Raw genomic sequence first — 15020 nt, 5'->3', positions numbered from 1 at the left:
ATCACACCTTCAGGTCGACCATGCGGCGTATCGTGACGAAGCCGATCAGGTAGAGGACGATCAAGCCGACAAAGCCGATGATGAACATGCTGTCCTGCGCGACATCGAGATAGAAGGCAGGATTGACCAGGAACAGGCCGACAAAGGCCAGGATCGGCAAGGCGGTCAGCATCACCGCCGTCATGCGCCCTTCGGAACTGAGGGCCCGGACCTTCATGAACAGGCTCGCCCGCTCGCGGATCACGGTCGACAGATTTTCCAGGATCTCCGCAAGATTGCCCCCCGTCTCGCTCTGCACCGACAGGGAGATGACGAACATATGCATCTCGTTCATATCCCAACGCTCCGCCATGCGCTGCAACGCATCGCGCAGGTCGGCGCCATAGGTGACTTCATCGACGACGATGCCGAATTCGCTGCCGATCGGATCGCGCATCTCCTTGGTCAGCAGGTCCAGCGCAGCGGCAATCGGATGGCCGGCGCGCAGGCCACGGACGAAGGTGTCCAGCGCGACCGGAAACTGCTCCTCCATCTTCTTGCGCCGCCGTTGGGCAAGCCGCGTCAGCACCATCATCGGCAGCGCAATGCCCAGCGCGCCCGCAAAGGCCAGCGCCATCACGAACATGCCCGCCGTCAGGGCGTAACCCGCCGCCATGCCGCCCACCATCACCAGCAGGAACAGCACGCCCGCCGCGATCAGCATCAGCATCAGCACCGTGCGCGCCGGAAAGGTCAGTCCGGCGCCATGCAGCACCCGCATCACCCCCAGCCCCGCCCGTCCGAACAGGGAGGAGCGGTCGAAGCTCACCGCCTCGTCGCTTCGCCGCAGCTTGGAGAGTACCGTGCTGCGCTCGAAACCGGCCGCGATCATCTTCAACCGCCGGTTCACCACGCGATCGGTCGTCGCACGCGCGCGCAGCCAGCCTGCAATGCCCTCGATCGTCAGGATCACCGCCGCGAACAGCAGGACGAGGACGAAGACGCGGATGTAAAGCGGGTTCATCAGTGGATCACCGCATCGGGCCGGAACAATTCGGCCGGCAGGGCGATGCCCCGGTCGGCCAGTTCACCCATGAATTTGGGACGGATGCCGGTCGCCTCGAAATGGCCGCGCACCATGTTGTTCTCGTCGCGGCCCGTCATCTTGAAGCGGAAGATTTCCTGCATGGTGATGACTTCCCCTTCCATGCCTGTGATCTCCGACAGGCTGAGCAGACGGCGGCGGCCATCGGCCAGCCGTCCCACCTGCACGATCACATTCAGCGCCGAAGCGATCTGCGCGCGGGCGGAACGCGGCGAGATGTCGATGCCGCTCATGCCGATCATCTGCTCGACCCGGGACAGCGCATCGCGCGGCGTGTTGGCGTGCACGGTCGTCATCGATCCGTCATGGCCGGTGTTCATGGCCTGAAGCATGTCGAAGGCTTCACCGGCGCGGACCTCGCCCACGATGATGCGGTCGGGCCGCATGCGCAGCGCATTCTTCACCAGGTCGCGCTGCGTGACTTCTCCCTTGCCCTCGATATTGGCGGGACGGGTTTCCAGCCGCGCGACATGGCGCTGCTGCAATTGCAGTTCGGCCGAATCCTCGATGGTGACGATGCGTTCATGTTCATCGATGGCGGCTGACATCGCGTTGAGCAGGGTCGTCTTGCCCGAACCGGTGCCGCCGGAAATCAGCACGTTGCGCCGCGCCTCCACCACAGCGGAGAGGACCTGCGCCATCGGCGCGGGCACGCTGCCCAATTCAGTGAGGCGCGCCATGCTGATCGGCACCTTCGCGAACTTGCGGATGGAAAGCAGCGATCCATCGATGGCCAGCGGCGGAACCACGGCGTTGACGCGGGAGCCATCCGCAAGGCGCGCATCGACAAAGGGGGAGGATTCGTCGATCCGCCGTCCCACCGCCGCCACGATTTTCTGGATGATGCGCAGAAGATGCTTCTCATCCTTGAACCGGGTCGCGGTTTCGACCAGCCGGCCGTTGCGCTCCACGAAGACGATCTTGTGCCCGTTCACCAATATGTCGGTGATGCTATGGTCCTTGAGCAGCGGCTCAAGCGGCCCCAGTCCCAGCAGCTCATCCAATATGTCCGACACCAGCCGGCGGCGCTCTTCCAGATTGAGCGCATGCTTCTGCAGCGCGAGCTGCTCATGGACGATCTCGCCCACTTCGGCTTCCACCTGCGCCCGCGACATGGTTTCCAGCGCGGAAAGATTGATGATGTCGATCAGCTTCTGGTGCAGCGCCACCTTGAGTTCGGTATGCCGGTCCTCCTCCAGATGGGCGGCCTCGGTCTCGATCGGTCCCACCTCGTCCCTAGGGTCGCCGCGTTCGCCTTTTCGGATCTGCCACATCAGCCTTTCTCCGCCTGACCTTCGGCCTCAGCAGCCTGGATGCAGCAATCGACGATGTCCTGCATATCCTTGCAGATTCGGCTGCGCGCCTTCAGTTCCTGGATCAATACGCCCTGGTCCAGCGCCGAGCTGACCAGCGGGAAATCGTTGGCGATGCTGAGCTTCACCGGATGATCCAGCGCCGCCGCCGCATCCTCCAGACCGATGGCGCGGAAGAATTTCTTCTCCACGCGGTTGGCGACGACATGGATGCGCGCGGGATCGATGTCCTGATCGCGGAGCAGCGAAATCTGACGGCGCGCCTGCCGCAGGCTGGCGATGGTGAGTTCGCACACCAGAAACACGACCTGCGAACGCGCCACCAGCGACATCGACCAGTTGGTCCAGTTGCCCGGCAGGTCCAGATAGACCGTATCGAAACTGCGCTGCGCCAGTTCGACGATGCGGAAGACCTGATCGGCGTTTACCGCCTCGATCGGCATGATGTCCGCCGGCGCGGTCACGACCCTGAGGCCGGTCGAAGTTTCCACGGTGACGGTCCGCAACAGCTCATTGTCGACGCGGCTGCCCGCGTTGAGAAGGTCCGCCAGTGTCAGGGGCGAGGAAATCCCCAGGAAGGTGCCGGCATTGCCGAACTGTATGTCGAAGTCGAACAGGCAGACCTCACCGCTGCCCTGCTTTGTCGAGCGTGCGTGCAGACTGGCCGCCTGCGTCGCTATGGTCGTCGCGCCGACGCCGCCAACGCTCTTGATGATGGACACGAGCTGGCCGGTCTTCACATCGTCCTGACGGCTGGCTGCGATGCGGCTCCGCAGATCGTCCAGTATTGCCGCCAGATCATGGGCGCGCAGCGGCAGTTCGATGACGTCGTTGATCCCGCTGCGCAACAGGGCGCGCACGACGGCGATCTGCGCGCCACGCACGGCCGCCACCAGCATCAGCTTCGGATGAGCTGCGCGAAGGCCGGCAAGCCGCACCATGGAGGCTTCATTGTCTGGCTGAACCTCGATGATGATCGCCTTGGCATCGGCCACCAGTTGCGCCGGCACAGCCTCACCCGCGCCCAGCATGGACAGGGTGAGCGACTGGCCCGTCAGGCGATCGCTCAATATGTCGGATGCCTGCACCTCCTGCTCCGACAGGATGAGGTGAAGGCCTTCATCCCCGATATTGAGGGTCCAGCTCTCGACGGGTTCCGTTGCGTTCGTCACGATGCCCACGATCTTGTCCCTCAATTTGATGCCGAGCCCTGGCCGTCTTCCATAGTGAGAGCGGCGCTGAAACTGGGTAATGGAATCGATGCCCTGAAAAGGATGAGCGCTATAGGCCGAAAGGCCATGTTTTTTATTCGTACCGTGACCAGCGGCGCTATATCTGGGCCATTTGGATCACCGGAATAACCGATACCGGAATTATCATATTGAACCTCGACATTGGCCGCACCTAATTCCGGCAGGAATGCCTTCATCCGATTGACAATATTGGTGAAAGCCGCCGAGTTATAGGGTGTTATCAGGGAGTTGCATGCGCTGCCGCTGCATGAACCGCAGGCAGTGGAATTGCATGTCATCGATGAAAAATAAGATGTGCCTATCGATGATCCCTGTGCGATGCTGCTACTCCCGGTCGCGAAGCTGTATGTCGCGATGCCGGTTGCCACCGGATCGGTGGCGACGGCGTAACGGACGCCCATTTGGGTAGCCTTTTCCGCACGGTTCCAGGTCCACATCAACCGCCCGACATCAATGATGCCCAGCAGGAAGATAAGCAGCAGCGGCAAAACTAACGCAAACTCGGCTGCGGAGGAGGCCCGGTTGTCTCTGATCAGGGCGGTGAAGGATTTGCTCATAACCCCATCACCGGCGATTGAGAACTTGCGTTCAGATATAAGGTGCTACTGTCGAATCCCAGCTTATTGAATAACGATTGATATTGAAGCCGGTGAGCATTGTCGGTTGACGTCGCCACCTTCACGACGGGAATGAAATTCATCCCTTCGTAAATACCCGAAGCGCTGACACTTGCCGGATCGACGCAATCATAGGTGACTCTGATCGACTGCGGATCGGTCCATCCGGTGAGACGCGCATTGCCGCCGGTCAGTTGCCCGGTTCGAACCAGATTGCGCGTGTCCGCCTCGACGGTGCCGCCCGGAACATTATCGGTCGACGCCGTGGTGCAACTGAAATTCGAGAAACTCAGCCGGCCGGCATAGCGGGCGCCATCCCTCACCGCCTTGACCACGACATGCTCGCTCAGAAAATAATTGCCGAGTTCGAAAGCGCCGAACATCAGCGCGATGAGCAAGGGCGTCACGAGCGCCATTTCGGCGGCGGACGAACCCGACTGCTCCCTGAAAAGGCGCACAAACATCGCTCCGCCTCACTCTATCAGGCGCGGAGTATCGCGCCGCGTGATCTGCGGGGTGCCGCCACCTTCGCCGGTGCCCGATGAGCCGATGACTTCCACATAAACGTCATTTCTGCTCGTGTAGGAAGCGGAACAGCCAGTCTGGTTGCTCGGAGTGCCCCCACATTTGGTGCGATCCATGCTAGGTTCCACCATGAAGACGTCGATGTAACCCGCCACCGGAATCGTCTTCTTGCCATTCAGTTGCTTGTTCTTATCGGCAAGTTTGCAATTGACCACGGCAGCGGTCAGGCGTCGCCTGTCTATGTTGTTCGTATTGGGCGCCACGCCCGGATAATTGCACTGTCCCGCCTGAGGCGTGCTGTAAGTGGAAAGATTGGGATTACCTGTCGTCGCCCTTGGTGCCAGGCGGGCCGCTGGATCCTCCGCTTCCCAAAGATAGGTTTGATAGCGGGTGACATTGGGCCCCAGACCAGCGGTGTTTTGCCAGTCAACGCTCGGATGATTGGATCGGAAATAGGCGGCCCTGTCCCACACGCCGTTGCCGATGCGCGAGGTATAATTGCTCGCGCCGATGGAATGCATCAGGTCGCGCGGGAAACCCATGATTTCCGGCGTAATGGTAGGACTCAGCACAGCGGCGGTCGTTGGCCGGTAACGTTTGCTCTCATAGTTGGTATTGTCAGCCGGATTTTCCTGCCAGGAACAGGTTGCACCGCGAACCACGTCCTTGCGCACATTAGTTGAAGGTGAGCAGGGAGGATTGGAACATGCGGAACTATTGCCGGGCGGGAAGTCGAACCGCATATTGAGCGAATCCCGCACGGCGTTGAGCAGGTTGCCCGTTTCCATCGTCACATTTTCGGTCGGCGCACAATTGCTATACAAGGCATTAGAAGCAAGAGCCTCTGCTACGCTGCTTGCACCCCTGCCTGCCTGATCGACGAAGCCGAAATTACCGGGCCCCCATTGCGTGCCTCCTTCCGCCATCACGATGCCTGTGCCGGATGGAATTGAAACCGCGTAATGGGAATTGGTGTTGCCATCAGGCTCGTCAGGATTGCAGATGAAGAATGGAACGGCTCCACAGATGGCGGAACCCACACCCGCATAAGCTGTCCCCGAAACAGGGCCGGAAGAAATTGCGGATACTATCGGCGTCAAGGCATAAAAGGCGGATCGCGTGCCAACGGTGACTTCAACGAAATTGGCTGTTGCGTCGTTCGTTGCGGCCTTGGATTTGTCCTTGGTCTCGTAGAAACGGATTGCCCCTGTAGCATCGCAGGCGGGCTCATCCGCAATCGTGATGCGCGGCGTTGAGCCATCATTTGCGAAACGGCTGCTATTGGCAATCAGGTTCCTTGCTGCATTTGCAGCTCTGCTGCACGCGCCAGTCGCACCGTCAAGTTGACTTGCCGCTGCCAGAGCCGCCTGATCCGCCGCGCTCTGCAACTCGCTGTCCATTCCGGCGAGCCGTGCATAATCGAAAGCAATCCCGCCTGCCGCGATCAGCGCGAAAAGCGACAGCGCAACCGTCGGAGCGACCGCACCGCCTGTCGACTGCAGCAAGCTTTTCCGAGCGCGAGACATGGGATCTCTCATCCTCCTCGTTCAGTTGGCTCCACTGCCGGAACCGCCACCACCGCCTCCAGTACCGCTGGTGGTACGGATCGACTGGGGCTTCTTCACCTTGTCGGTGCGATAGCGTTCCACCGCCGCGGCCGAGCGCTGGCCATCACCGCCCTCGACCAACGTACCTTCATAATGCGGGTCGGGATCGATCACCTGCATCGCATAATTGCTGCGCACCGCGCCGCCGAAGGTCGGATCGTTCGCCGTGCAGCCTGCCAGCAGGGGCAGAAGCAGAGCCGGGGCAAGATAAAGTGCACGCATCGTCAACCTCCTGCTCACAGCTCATATCCGCTGGGCGCCTTGCCTGTCGCGGGCGCTTCCTTGGCAGGCGCAGGCGCTTTCTTGGGCGCTTCGGGCGGCATCGCATTGGGATCGAGCGGATTGATCCCCACCGCCTTGTCCGTCCGCCCCATCAGGAACAGGTCGAGTTCGTGCGGGGGCGCGACCCGGTCGGTCGGCAGGCGCACATCCTCTGCCCGCATCGGCTTCACAAGGCGCGGCGTCACGATGATGACAAGCTCGCTCTCGCTCTTCTGGAAACCGCTGGAACGAAACAGTGCGCCGATGATCGGGATGGAACCCAGAATCGGAAACTGCCGCACCGTGTCCTGGAAATCCTTGCGCAGCAGCCCTGCCAGGGCGAAGGACTGCCCATCGCGCAATTCCAGCGTGGTGCTGGCGCGCCGCGTCTGCAGGCCCGGGATGGTGAGACCGTTGATCGTCACCGAAGCGGACGGATCGATGGAACTGACCTCCGGCTCCACCACCAGATTGATGATGCCATCCTCCAGCACTGTCGGCGTGAAACCCAGGCTGACACCGAAGGGCTTGAATTCGATGGTGATGGAATTGCCGCCGTTATTGCCGCTGCCGCCGCTATTGCCGCCCTGCGATACCGGTATCGGGAACTCGCCGCCCGCCAGGAAAGACGCCGTTTCGCCGGACAGCGCGACCAGTGTCGGCTCGGCCAGCGTGGTCACGACGCCCTTGCGCTCCAGCGCGTCCAGTGCAGTGGTGAGGTTGAGGCTGCCCACCGAATAATTCGCCGCCCCGATGCCGAAGCTGTCCAGAATCTTGCTCAGATCCACAATCGGCCGACCATTGGTGTCGGACAGGATGGCGGAAGACTGCGCCGCATTGCCGATGCCGCCCACCACCTTGCCGCTATCGGACAGGAAAGCGGTGTTGATGCCGAACTGCTTCGCCGCGCTGCGGGTCATTTCGGAAAAGCGCACTTCCAGCATCACCTGCTGAGCGGCGCCTACCGACATCATGTTGACGACCTTGTCACCGGCATAGGTCTTGGCGATCTGCACTGCGCGATCGACCGCCGCCGCGCTCGACACGGTGCCGGTCAGCACCACAGCGTCATTGGAAATGCGGGCGCCGATAGGCTGACCGGGCAACAGTTCCGACAATTGCCGCTTCAACGTCCCGACATCGGGGCCTACGGCCACATCGACTACCGCGATCATCATGTTGCGGCTGTCGTAGAGCGTCAGGCTGGTGGTGCCCATCTTCTTGCCCAGCACATAGACCGAACGGTTGGTCATGGGCAGGACGTCAGCGATTTCCGCATTGCCGACCAACGCCTTGGAAAAAGGCCGGTCGACGGTCAGCACTTGGCTCTTGTTGAGGGGCACGTCGAGTTGGCCGGCATGGTTGGCGTTATTGACGTTGAGCGAGGCGACCTGCGCCTGCGCCTGCATGGGCAGCAGCGACGCACCGGCGCCCAGCGCCAGAGACAATGCCAGCATCGGCAAGGACTTAGCGGGAACCATAGCGCTTCACCTCATAGCTGGTGCCGGTCGTGCCGCGCACGATCTCGACCGATGCGGTCGACGGCAGAGCGTTCGTGTTCTTCGGAATCGCGCGGCGTGCGGGACGGAACGCGGAGGCCGGACGCGGCGGCAGATAGGCAAGGTCGGCAACGCGGGCGCGCGGGCCGGCAAAACCGCCCACATAGGCGCCGTCGCGCAAATCCTCTATGCCGACGGTCTGCACGGCGGGATTGGGCTTGTCGGTGATATTGCGCAGGACCAGCGTGAGTTGCCCGACCTGCTGCGCCAGAACCAGCTTCTGCGCGTCGACCTGGTTGACCTCCAGCGTCGCGGTCTTGCCGACGGCCGGGTCCTTGGACGTGTCATTGGCGTTCTGGTCAATGGCGATCACGCGCGTGCCTTGAAGCAGGACGTCGGTGATCTGCTGGCTGCCGCCTGCCGGGTCCTGAAGGGTGCGGGTGACGAAGACATCGACGGTGTCGCCGGGAAGCACGAAGCCGCCCGCGGCGGCTACATCGCTCACGCGTACGGCGACGGCCCTCATTTCTGGAGCCAGGACCGCCGACATCGTGGCCCGCCCGCCTTCACCGGAGAGTTTGGAGGCCAGTATCGGTTCGCCGGGCTCGATTTGCCGAAGGACGACGCGGCCTTTGCCGAGGGAGGTCAATTGGATGGGATCGCGGAAAGCGCCGGGAGGTACGGAATTGGCTGGCCAGTCGACCACGCGGATCTTTTCGGCGGTGACCGCCGATCCGAAAGGCAGCGAGACGGTCGCCACTACGACCTTGGTCATTCCGCCTTCCGGTGGCGGCGCCTTTTCGGCGCGGCTCAGATAGGCGTTGGCGACGAAAACGGCCGCAAGACCCAACAATATTGCGAGGCCTAAGACTATAAGTGATCTGCGCTGCCCCACGACAACTCCCCCCGGAATTGAAGGTATAGGAAGGCCAGTGATGTGACCGGCCTTCCTATTTCATCATTAGCAGTTCGCTGACGGAGAATTACCTGTGCCGACAGTCGAAATGCAATTGGTGGCATAGTTCATCGAGTTCTTGATCGCGCCACCAAGGTTCCAGGCAGCCAACGCAATGCCGGTACCGACAATAGCGAGGATCAAAGCATATTCAGCCGCCGATGCGCCGCTTTGATCAGCATAAAGATTTTTGAAAAAAGTCATGTCCCTCACCCCTATTTACAGTTTAGCAGCTGGGCTGCGTGTTCGTACCGACCGTCTTGACGCAGTTGGTCGCCGCATTCATCGAGTTCTTGATCGCGCCACCAAGATTCCAGGCGGCCAGCGCGATACCCGTCCCCACGATCGCCAGGATCAAAGCATATTCGGCCGCCGACGCACCACTTTGGTCGGCCCACAGGCTCTTCAAAAAGGTCATATCTTTTACCCCTACTCGCTGGGAGCAATTCCCAGTTGCTCTTGCTCAGCTCCACGGTAGGGGCCTGTCCACCTCGCGACCCCGGCGCCGGTATGCTCCGATCACCAGGTAGTTGGCAGTTCCCGTAGAACTTGCTTTCAAATTGGACCAAAGCTGATGCAAGTCAACATGGTAAAAAATATGTATATTTTTCAAAATCTTAAAGCAATTTTTTGTTAACCTTTTCCGTCAACCAGATTCATTACTTTAAGTAAACAATGGTATTTTTCTAATATATCTTTGGATATATGCTTTTAGAAAATTAGAGATTTTCTTTTATATTATTGGGATTTTTATTTTTATCTATTTTAAAATATCATAGTCAAACTGAAATTCAAGGAATATTATCCGAATTTCATTTTGAATAAAATAAAAGTTCTCAGGAACTCAAGCCTGTCTTATTTGAGAGGAATAGTTGGCCGTCCGCCGCTGAATTACCCGGGCGACTAATACCTTCGTTCTAGGCTATTCGGGGCAGACAGGATCGATAACTTGGCCATAGCAGCCGCCGCCACTCGCACCGATCATCGCGAATCAGCCGCGACTCGTCGCACAAAGGCCCGGAAATAAAGCGGTTTGCACCTGTCCCATTCAGGAGCAAATGTTGCCGCTTTCCTTACCTTGCGCTTACCCGATGACGGAAGGTGAGGTTCACCCGATCCGACAGCAGCAGATAGGGCAGCCAGATCGCGGCGCTGATCAGGACCTTCTTCACATTGCCTGTCAGCATGTCCAGCAAAGCGGCGTCGACGCCATGCGGCACATTGTCGATCCCCGCCACCAGATGGGCGATGCCCAACTGCGCCAGCAGGTCGACACCCCAGACCATTACGAGAAAGCGAGGGAAGAGCGGCACGAGGCGCAGGGCCATGGCAAAGGCGAACATGTAAAGGCTGGACAATATCACCACATCCGCCAGCATCACGCCGTAGAGACCGACGAACCAGGGCGGCGAATAGCTGCCCAGCGCGGGAATGGAGCTGAGAAATTCCAGCGTGCGCACCGGCACGTTCACCGCAATTCCCGCCAGCAGAGACGCCATCACGCCATAGAGGCCGAATTGCGACATCTCCCGCGCTCTCAGGCAGTCGACCTTGCGCCAGCGGCCCACCTGCGCCAGTCGAAAGGCGGGCTGGGCATGGATGCGTCCCGCCGGAAACAGCTTCAATCCCAGCAGCAGCGACCCAACAGGCGCGCCAACCACCAGCATATAGGGCAGCAGGCCCGCCCCGCTTCCCCAAGGCGTTCCGCTGTAGGGCGTCGCCGGAAATGCCAGCCGCAGGCCGCAGGCGAAGGCGGCAGCCATGATCCAGATGGCGACGATGCGCTCCAGATTGACCTGCATCGACAGCACGACGGCCACGCTCTTGCGGTAGAGACGGTCCCTGACCATTCGCACCATGGAACCGGACTCCTTTGCACGCCGAACCTTGCCGCGACTATCCGCGATGTTGGTAAACGTCCGGTAAATGCGCAATCGCGGGAAAGGTTCTGCGCGGCCGTCCAGATATGGTGAGCCATTGGAAAAGATAAAGCCCGGCGGCCCGTTACTTGCGCGGAACGGTGATGCGGATCGTCGTCCGCCCGCCGATATTCTGCAGGAACACCTCCCCGCCCAGCATCTGTATCCGCCGCATCAGCGACCGCGAAGGCACCGCCCCGCTCGATCCCAGCCGCGCCATATTGGGCACGCCATCGTCGCTCACCTGAAGGGCGATGCGGTTGCCGTCCGGTTCCAGCGCGAAGTTCACCATGGTCGCGCGCGCATGGCGTACCGCATTGGCGACGATCTCCCGCACGGCGAAGCTCAGTTCCCGGCCGATCATCGCGCTGGTCGCGCAATTGCCGTCCTCCACCTTCAACTCGCAGCCTATGCCCCACTGCTCGCCCAGGGAGCGCACCACCATCGCCAGCGTCTCCGGCAGATAGGCGAAATCCTCCTCATCCACGTCCGGATTGATGATCCAGCGGATCGTGGCGATCTGGTCCTTCGCGATGCGGTCGACATTCTCGATCACGGCGAGCGGCTCGACCTGCCGCCCGGCCAGCAGCGGCGCGATCTGGAAACGGATGCTGGCCAGCGCCTGCAGAACGCTGTCGTGCAATTCCCGCTGCAGCCGCTCCCGCTCCCGCGCACCGGCGATCACATGCGCGAGGTCCAGGCTGTTGCGGACAGTCAGTTCCTCACATGCGCTTTCGAAGACCCGCTGCGCGATGGCGGCCCGATCCTCATGGCAGGGATCGTCCAGACAGGCCGCGCCCACCGCCTCGAAGGTGCCGATGGTCACCCTTACCGTCAGGAGCGTTTCTGCGTCCAGCAGCGCCGTCCATGCCTGACCGCCCGGCGACAACGGTCCCAGCACGGCTATTCCATCCGCCGACAGCGAGATCGACGCATGTCTCGACCGGTCATGCCAACCGGTCTCTACCGTCAGCAAGTTGCCGAAACCCACCGCAGGCATTTCGCGCGCCGCGCTGCTGGCGAAGCGCAGGGGCTCATGGCTGGCAAGGCGGAACAGCACGGCAACCCCATGTCCGCGGGTCGCAAGCCGCAGGGCATGGAGCAGGAACGGGCCATGATCGCTCCCGGCGGGCGGCAGCTCCCCTTCCAGCAACCGCCTGTCCCGCTCGAATTGCAACAGCGTTTCCCGGCGCGGCCCGAGCAGCACGCCGGTAACCAGGATCGCCACCGCCAGATAGCAGGCACGCAGCACGACCCGCTCCGCTTCCGGCTCCGACGGCAGGGAAGCGATCTCGTCAAGCCATGTGACGCCGACCGCAGCCGTGCCCGCCGCCAGGGCAACGAGCAGATGGAACCGCCGCCGCACGATCAGCGCCACTTCCACCGCCACGAAGAAGCTGCCGGAAAAATAAGGGCTGTTGGACGGGTTGGTGACGACCAGCAGGGCCAGGAACAGCAATGTGTCCAGATAGATGACCGGTCGCCTGATCCGCATGTCCGTCACCCAGGAGCGGGACGAGAGCAACACCGCCGAAAACGCCAGCAGCAGCATGAGCAGGATCAGTACATGCTCCGCGCTTTCCGCCCAGTGGCGCGCGCTGGAGAAGCCGAAGCTGACGACGGCATAGATGACGGCCAGCAACAGTCGGGTGAAATCCAGCGTCTGCCACGGACGCAATGCCGACAGCGCCCGCATGTCCCACCAGCTCAAGCGCATAGCGATTTCGCCCGGCCCATTCATCGCGTGACGCATATCCCCCATCCGGCCCGATGCATCATGTCTGTCGAGCCGCTTCTTATGGAAAGGAAATCATGCCCCGGTCAAATGGCGATGGTCAAATGGCGATCCATTCGTCGCAGAGATAATCCGACGGTCCGGGCAATATGGCCGCGGCAATCCGGATCACCCCGCCATCGCTCAGCCGTGGAAATAATCATAGACCTGCTGCGCCACCGCCTTGGATACGCCCGGCGCCTTCAGCAGGTCCTCCAACGCCGCGCTCTTCACGGCCTTGGCGGTTCCGAAATGCATCAGCAGCGCCTTCTTGCGCGAAGGTCCGATGCCCGGCACTTCGTCGAGCGAACTGACGGTGATCGCCTTGCTGCGCTTCTGCCGGTGCGCGCCGATTGCGAAGCGGTGCGCCTCGTCCCGCAGCCGCTGAAGGTAAAAGAGCACGGGATGGTTGAGGGGAAAGGTGATCTCCCGCCCGTCCGGCATGTGGAAGACCTCCCGCCCCTCGCGGCCATGATGCGGCCCCTTGGCGATGCCGATCATGCAGACATCCTCTATGCCCATATCCTCCAATATCGTCCGGGCGGCGGACAATTGTCCCTTGCCGCCGTCGATCAGCACCAGGTCCGGCCATTCGCCGCTGTCGCGATCCGGGTCCTCGCGCGCCGCGCGGCCGAAGCGCCGCTCGAACATCTCCCGCATCATCGCGAAATCGTCGTTCGAGGTTTCCGGGTTCTTCATGTTGAACTTGCGGTAGGCGTTCTTGCGGAAGCCCTCCGGACCCGCGACGACCATCGCCCCCAGGGCATGAGCGCCCTGGATGTGACTGTTGTCGTAGATTTCGATGCGGTCGGGCACCCCGTCCAGCCCGAAAGTCTCGACCATCTCCTCCAGCACCTTCGCCTGCGTCGTGGTTTCCGCCAGCCGCCGGTCGAGCGCCTCCACCGCGTTGCGCTGCGCCTGTTTGATGAGGCGAGTGCGGTCGCCCCGCTGGGGTACCTCGATCCGCACCCTGGAGCCGATGCGCTCGGTCAGCGCCTGCGCCATCAGCTCGCATTCGGCGGGCGCCCGGTCGGCAAGGATCAGCTTGGGCGGCGGCACTTCCTCGTAAAATTGCGCCATGAAGCTGGCCAGCACCTCGTCCTCCGCCACTTCGGCGGTATGGACGGGGAAGAAGCTGCGATGGCCCCAATTCTGCCCGCCGCGGATGAAGAAGGCCTGGATGCACATCGCCCCGCCCTTGGTCGCCAGCGCGAAGATGTCGGCGTCGCCCAGCCCCTCGGCGTTGATCGCCTGGCTGCCCTGGATGAAGGTCAGCGCCTTCAGCCGGTCGCGCAGCACCGCCGCCTGCTCGAAGTCCATGGCGTCGGAAGCCGCCTGCATCGCCTCGCCCAGCTTCTTCTGCACGGCGGTCGATTTGCCGCCGAGGAAATCCTGCGCGTCCTTGACCAGTTCGCCATAGGCGGCATCGTCGATCCGGCCCACGCAAGGGGCGGAACAGCGGCGGATCTGATATAGGAGGCAGGGCCGCGAACGATTGGCAAAGAAGCTGTCGGTGCAGCTTCTCAGCAGGAACAGCTTCTGGAGCGCATTGATTGTTCGCGTCACCGATCCGGCGCTGGCAAAGGGGCCATAATAGCGCCCCTTATATTTGCGCGCGCCGCGATGCTTCTGGACACGGGGAAAGTCATGATCCTCGCGCAGCAGGATGAAGGGGAAGCTTTTATCGTCCCGCAGCAGGACATTATAGGGTGGCCGGAAACGCTTGATCAGCTGCGCCTCCAGCAGCAGGGCTTCCGCCTCGCTGTTGGTGGTGACGATCGTCATCGAGCGGGTCTGGGCGACCATGCGCTGGAGCCGCTTGGGCAGGCGGTCGACCTGGGTATAGTTGGTGACCCGGTTGCGCAGCGCGCGCGCCTTGCCGACATAAAGCACATCGCCCCGCGCATCCTGCATGCGATAGACGCCCGGACGGGTCGGCAGGGTTTTGAGCGTCGTGCGGATCGCCTCCACGCCGGCCTCTATGTCGGGCTGGCTGCCGATGACGGTGAAGGTGGCCTTGTCTTCATGAAAGCGATCGGGGGATTGGGGACGCGACATGAGGGAGAAATAGCGGGATCGTCCCGGATCGCAATGGCATGGGGCTAAATTTCGGCCCGTCCTCGTTGATCCTTGGCTGACCCTTCCTATCTTCCTGCTGCTGCCGGAACTGGTAGCGCTATCCTCCATAATGCGGTCCCTTCAGGGAGGCCGCT

14 protein-coding genes are annotated in these 15020 nt (G+C 61.5%); all 14 read right to left on the bottom strand.

Annotated elements, in window-relative coordinates; translation table 11 throughout:
- Position 1: 1 nt before the first annotated feature.
- Positions 2–1003: a type II secretion system F family protein gene (locus LDB29_RS04165; protein ID WP_025546534.1), complete on the bottom strand. Its 1002-nt coding sequence runs from the start codon at positions 1001–1003 to the stop codon at positions 2–4.
- Entirely contained in the window at positions 1003–2358 is a 1356-nt protein-coding gene (locus LDB29_RS04160) for a CpaF family protein (protein ID WP_025546532.1), read from the bottom strand. The genes LDB29_RS04165 and LDB29_RS04160 overlap by 1 nt, the downstream gene beginning before the upstream one ends.
- Positions 2358–3593: a pilus assembly protein CpaE gene (locus LDB29_RS04155; protein ID WP_025546530.1), complete on the bottom strand. Its 1236-nt coding sequence runs from the start codon at positions 3591–3593 to the stop codon at positions 2358–2360. The genes LDB29_RS04160 and LDB29_RS04155 overlap by 1 nt, the downstream gene beginning before the upstream one ends.
- Complete coding sequence (locus LDB29_RS04150; RefSeq protein WP_025546528.1) at positions 3590–4207, bottom strand: TadE/TadG family type IV pilus assembly protein; 618 nt, start codon at positions 4205–4207, stop codon at positions 3590–3592. The genes LDB29_RS04155 and LDB29_RS04150 overlap by 4 nt, the downstream gene beginning before the upstream one ends.
- The gene (locus LDB29_RS04145; protein ID WP_025546526.1) at positions 4204–4731 is read right to left on the bottom strand and encodes a TadE/TadG family type IV pilus assembly protein; all 528 of its coding nucleotides are present in this window, start codon (positions 4729–4731) and stop codon (positions 4204–4206) included. Before LDB29_RS04145 ends, LDB29_RS04150 begins: the two co-directional genes overlap by 4 nt.
- A 9-nt stretch (positions 4732–4740) precedes the next feature.
- Positions 4741–6318 carry a pilus assembly protein TadG-related protein gene (locus tag LDB29_RS04140; protein WP_158230022.1) on the bottom strand — a complete coding sequence of 526 codons (1578 nt, stop codon included), beginning with the start codon at positions 6316–6318 and terminating at the stop codon, positions 4741–4743.
- Positions 6319–6339: 21 nt separating this feature from the next.
- Positions 6340–6621: a hypothetical protein gene (locus LDB29_RS04135; protein ID WP_025546523.1), complete on the bottom strand. Its 282-nt coding sequence runs from the start codon at positions 6619–6621 to the stop codon at positions 6340–6342.
- Between the two features lie 14 nt (positions 6622–6635).
- A complete protein-coding gene (locus LDB29_RS04130) occupies positions 6636–8117 on the bottom strand; it encodes a type II and III secretion system protein family protein (protein WP_373886333.1) in 1482 nt (493 codons plus the stop codon).
- 10 nt (positions 8118–8127) lie between these two features.
- The gene (gene cpaB, locus LDB29_RS04125; protein WP_173676446.1) at positions 8128–9054 is read right to left on the bottom strand and encodes a Flp pilus assembly protein CpaB; all 927 of its coding nucleotides are present in this window, start codon (positions 9052–9054) and stop codon (positions 8128–8130) included.
- A 66-nt stretch (positions 9055–9120) separates the two neighbouring features.
- Complete coding sequence (locus tag LDB29_RS04120; RefSeq protein ID WP_025546518.1) at positions 9121–9318, bottom strand: Flp family type IVb pilin; 198 nt, start codon at positions 9316–9318, stop codon at positions 9121–9123.
- A gap of 22 nt (positions 9319–9340) precedes the next feature.
- Complete coding sequence (locus LDB29_RS04115; protein WP_025546516.1) at positions 9341–9532, bottom strand: Flp family type IVb pilin; 192 nt, start codon at positions 9530–9532, stop codon at positions 9341–9343.
- Positions 9533–10187: 655 nt separating this feature from the next.
- Positions 10188–10973, bottom strand: coding sequence for a hypothetical protein (locus tag LDB29_RS04110; RefSeq protein ID WP_037481179.1), 786 nt, complete (start codon positions 10971–10973; stop codon positions 10188–10190).
- Between the two features lie 145 nt (positions 10974–11118).
- Positions 11119–12786, bottom strand: coding sequence for a histidine kinase (locus LDB29_RS04105; RefSeq protein ID WP_244968662.1), 1668 nt, complete (start codon positions 12784–12786; stop codon positions 11119–11121).
- Between the two features lie 165 nt (positions 12787–12951).
- Entirely contained in the window at positions 12952–14865 is a 1914-nt protein-coding gene (gene uvrC, locus LDB29_RS04100) for an excinuclease ABC subunit UvrC (protein ID WP_257556248.1), read from the bottom strand.
- Between the last annotated feature and the right edge of the window lie 155 nt (positions 14866–15020).

This window comes from Sphingobium sp. CFD-2 (genome assembly GCF_024611135.1).
GTDB lineage: Bacteria > Pseudomonadota > Alphaproteobacteria > Sphingomonadales > Sphingomonadaceae > Sphingobium > Sphingobium fuliginis.
Note: the sequence above shows the minus strand (reverse complement) of the source record. Positions and strands in the feature narration are given on the sequence as shown.

Coding starts and splice junctions, on each gene's coding strand:
- LDB29_RS04165 (WP_025546534.1), bottom strand. CDS start 1,003: ATGAACCCGCTTTACATCCGCGTCTTCGTCCTCGTCCTGCTGTTCGCG.
- LDB29_RS04160 (WP_025546532.1), bottom strand. CDS start 2,358: ATGTGGCAGATCCGAAAAGGCGAACGCGGCGACCCTAGGGACGAGGTG.
- LDB29_RS04150 (WP_025546528.1), bottom strand. CDS start 4,207: ATGAGCAAATCCTTCACCGCCCTGATCAGAGACAACCGGGCCTCCTCC.
- LDB29_RS04145 (WP_025546526.1), bottom strand. CDS start 4,731: ATGTTTGTGCGCCTTTTCAGGGAGCAGTCGGGTTCGTCCGCCGCCGAA.
- LDB29_RS04140 (WP_158230022.1), bottom strand. CDS start 6,318: ATGTCTCGCGCTCGGAAAAGCTTGCTGCAGTCGACAGGCGGTGCGGTC.
- LDB29_RS04135 (WP_025546523.1), bottom strand. CDS start 6,621: ATGCGTGCACTTTATCTTGCCCCGGCTCTGCTTCTGCCCCTGCTGGCA.
- LDB29_RS04130 (WP_373886333.1), bottom strand. CDS start 8,117: ATGCTGGCATTGTCTCTGGCGCTGGGCGCCGGTGCGTCGCTGCTGCCC.
- LDB29_RS04120 (WP_025546518.1), bottom strand. CDS start 9,318: ATGACTTTTTTCAAAAATCTTTATGCTGATCAAAGCGGCGCATCGGCG.
- LDB29_RS04115 (WP_025546516.1), bottom strand. CDS start 9,532: ATGACCTTTTTGAAGAGCCTGTGGGCCGACCAAAGTGGTGCGTCGGCG.
- LDB29_RS04110 (WP_037481179.1), bottom strand. CDS start 10,973: ATGGTGCGAATGGTCAGGGACCGTCTCTACCGCAAGAGCGTGGCCGTC.
- LDB29_RS04105 (WP_244968662.1), bottom strand. CDS start 12,786: ATGCGTCACGCGATGAATGGGCCGGGCGAAATCGCTATGCGCTTGAGC.
- uvrC (WP_257556248.1), bottom strand. CDS start 14,865: ATGTCGCGTCCCCAATCCCCCGATCGCTTTCATGAAGACAAGGCCACC.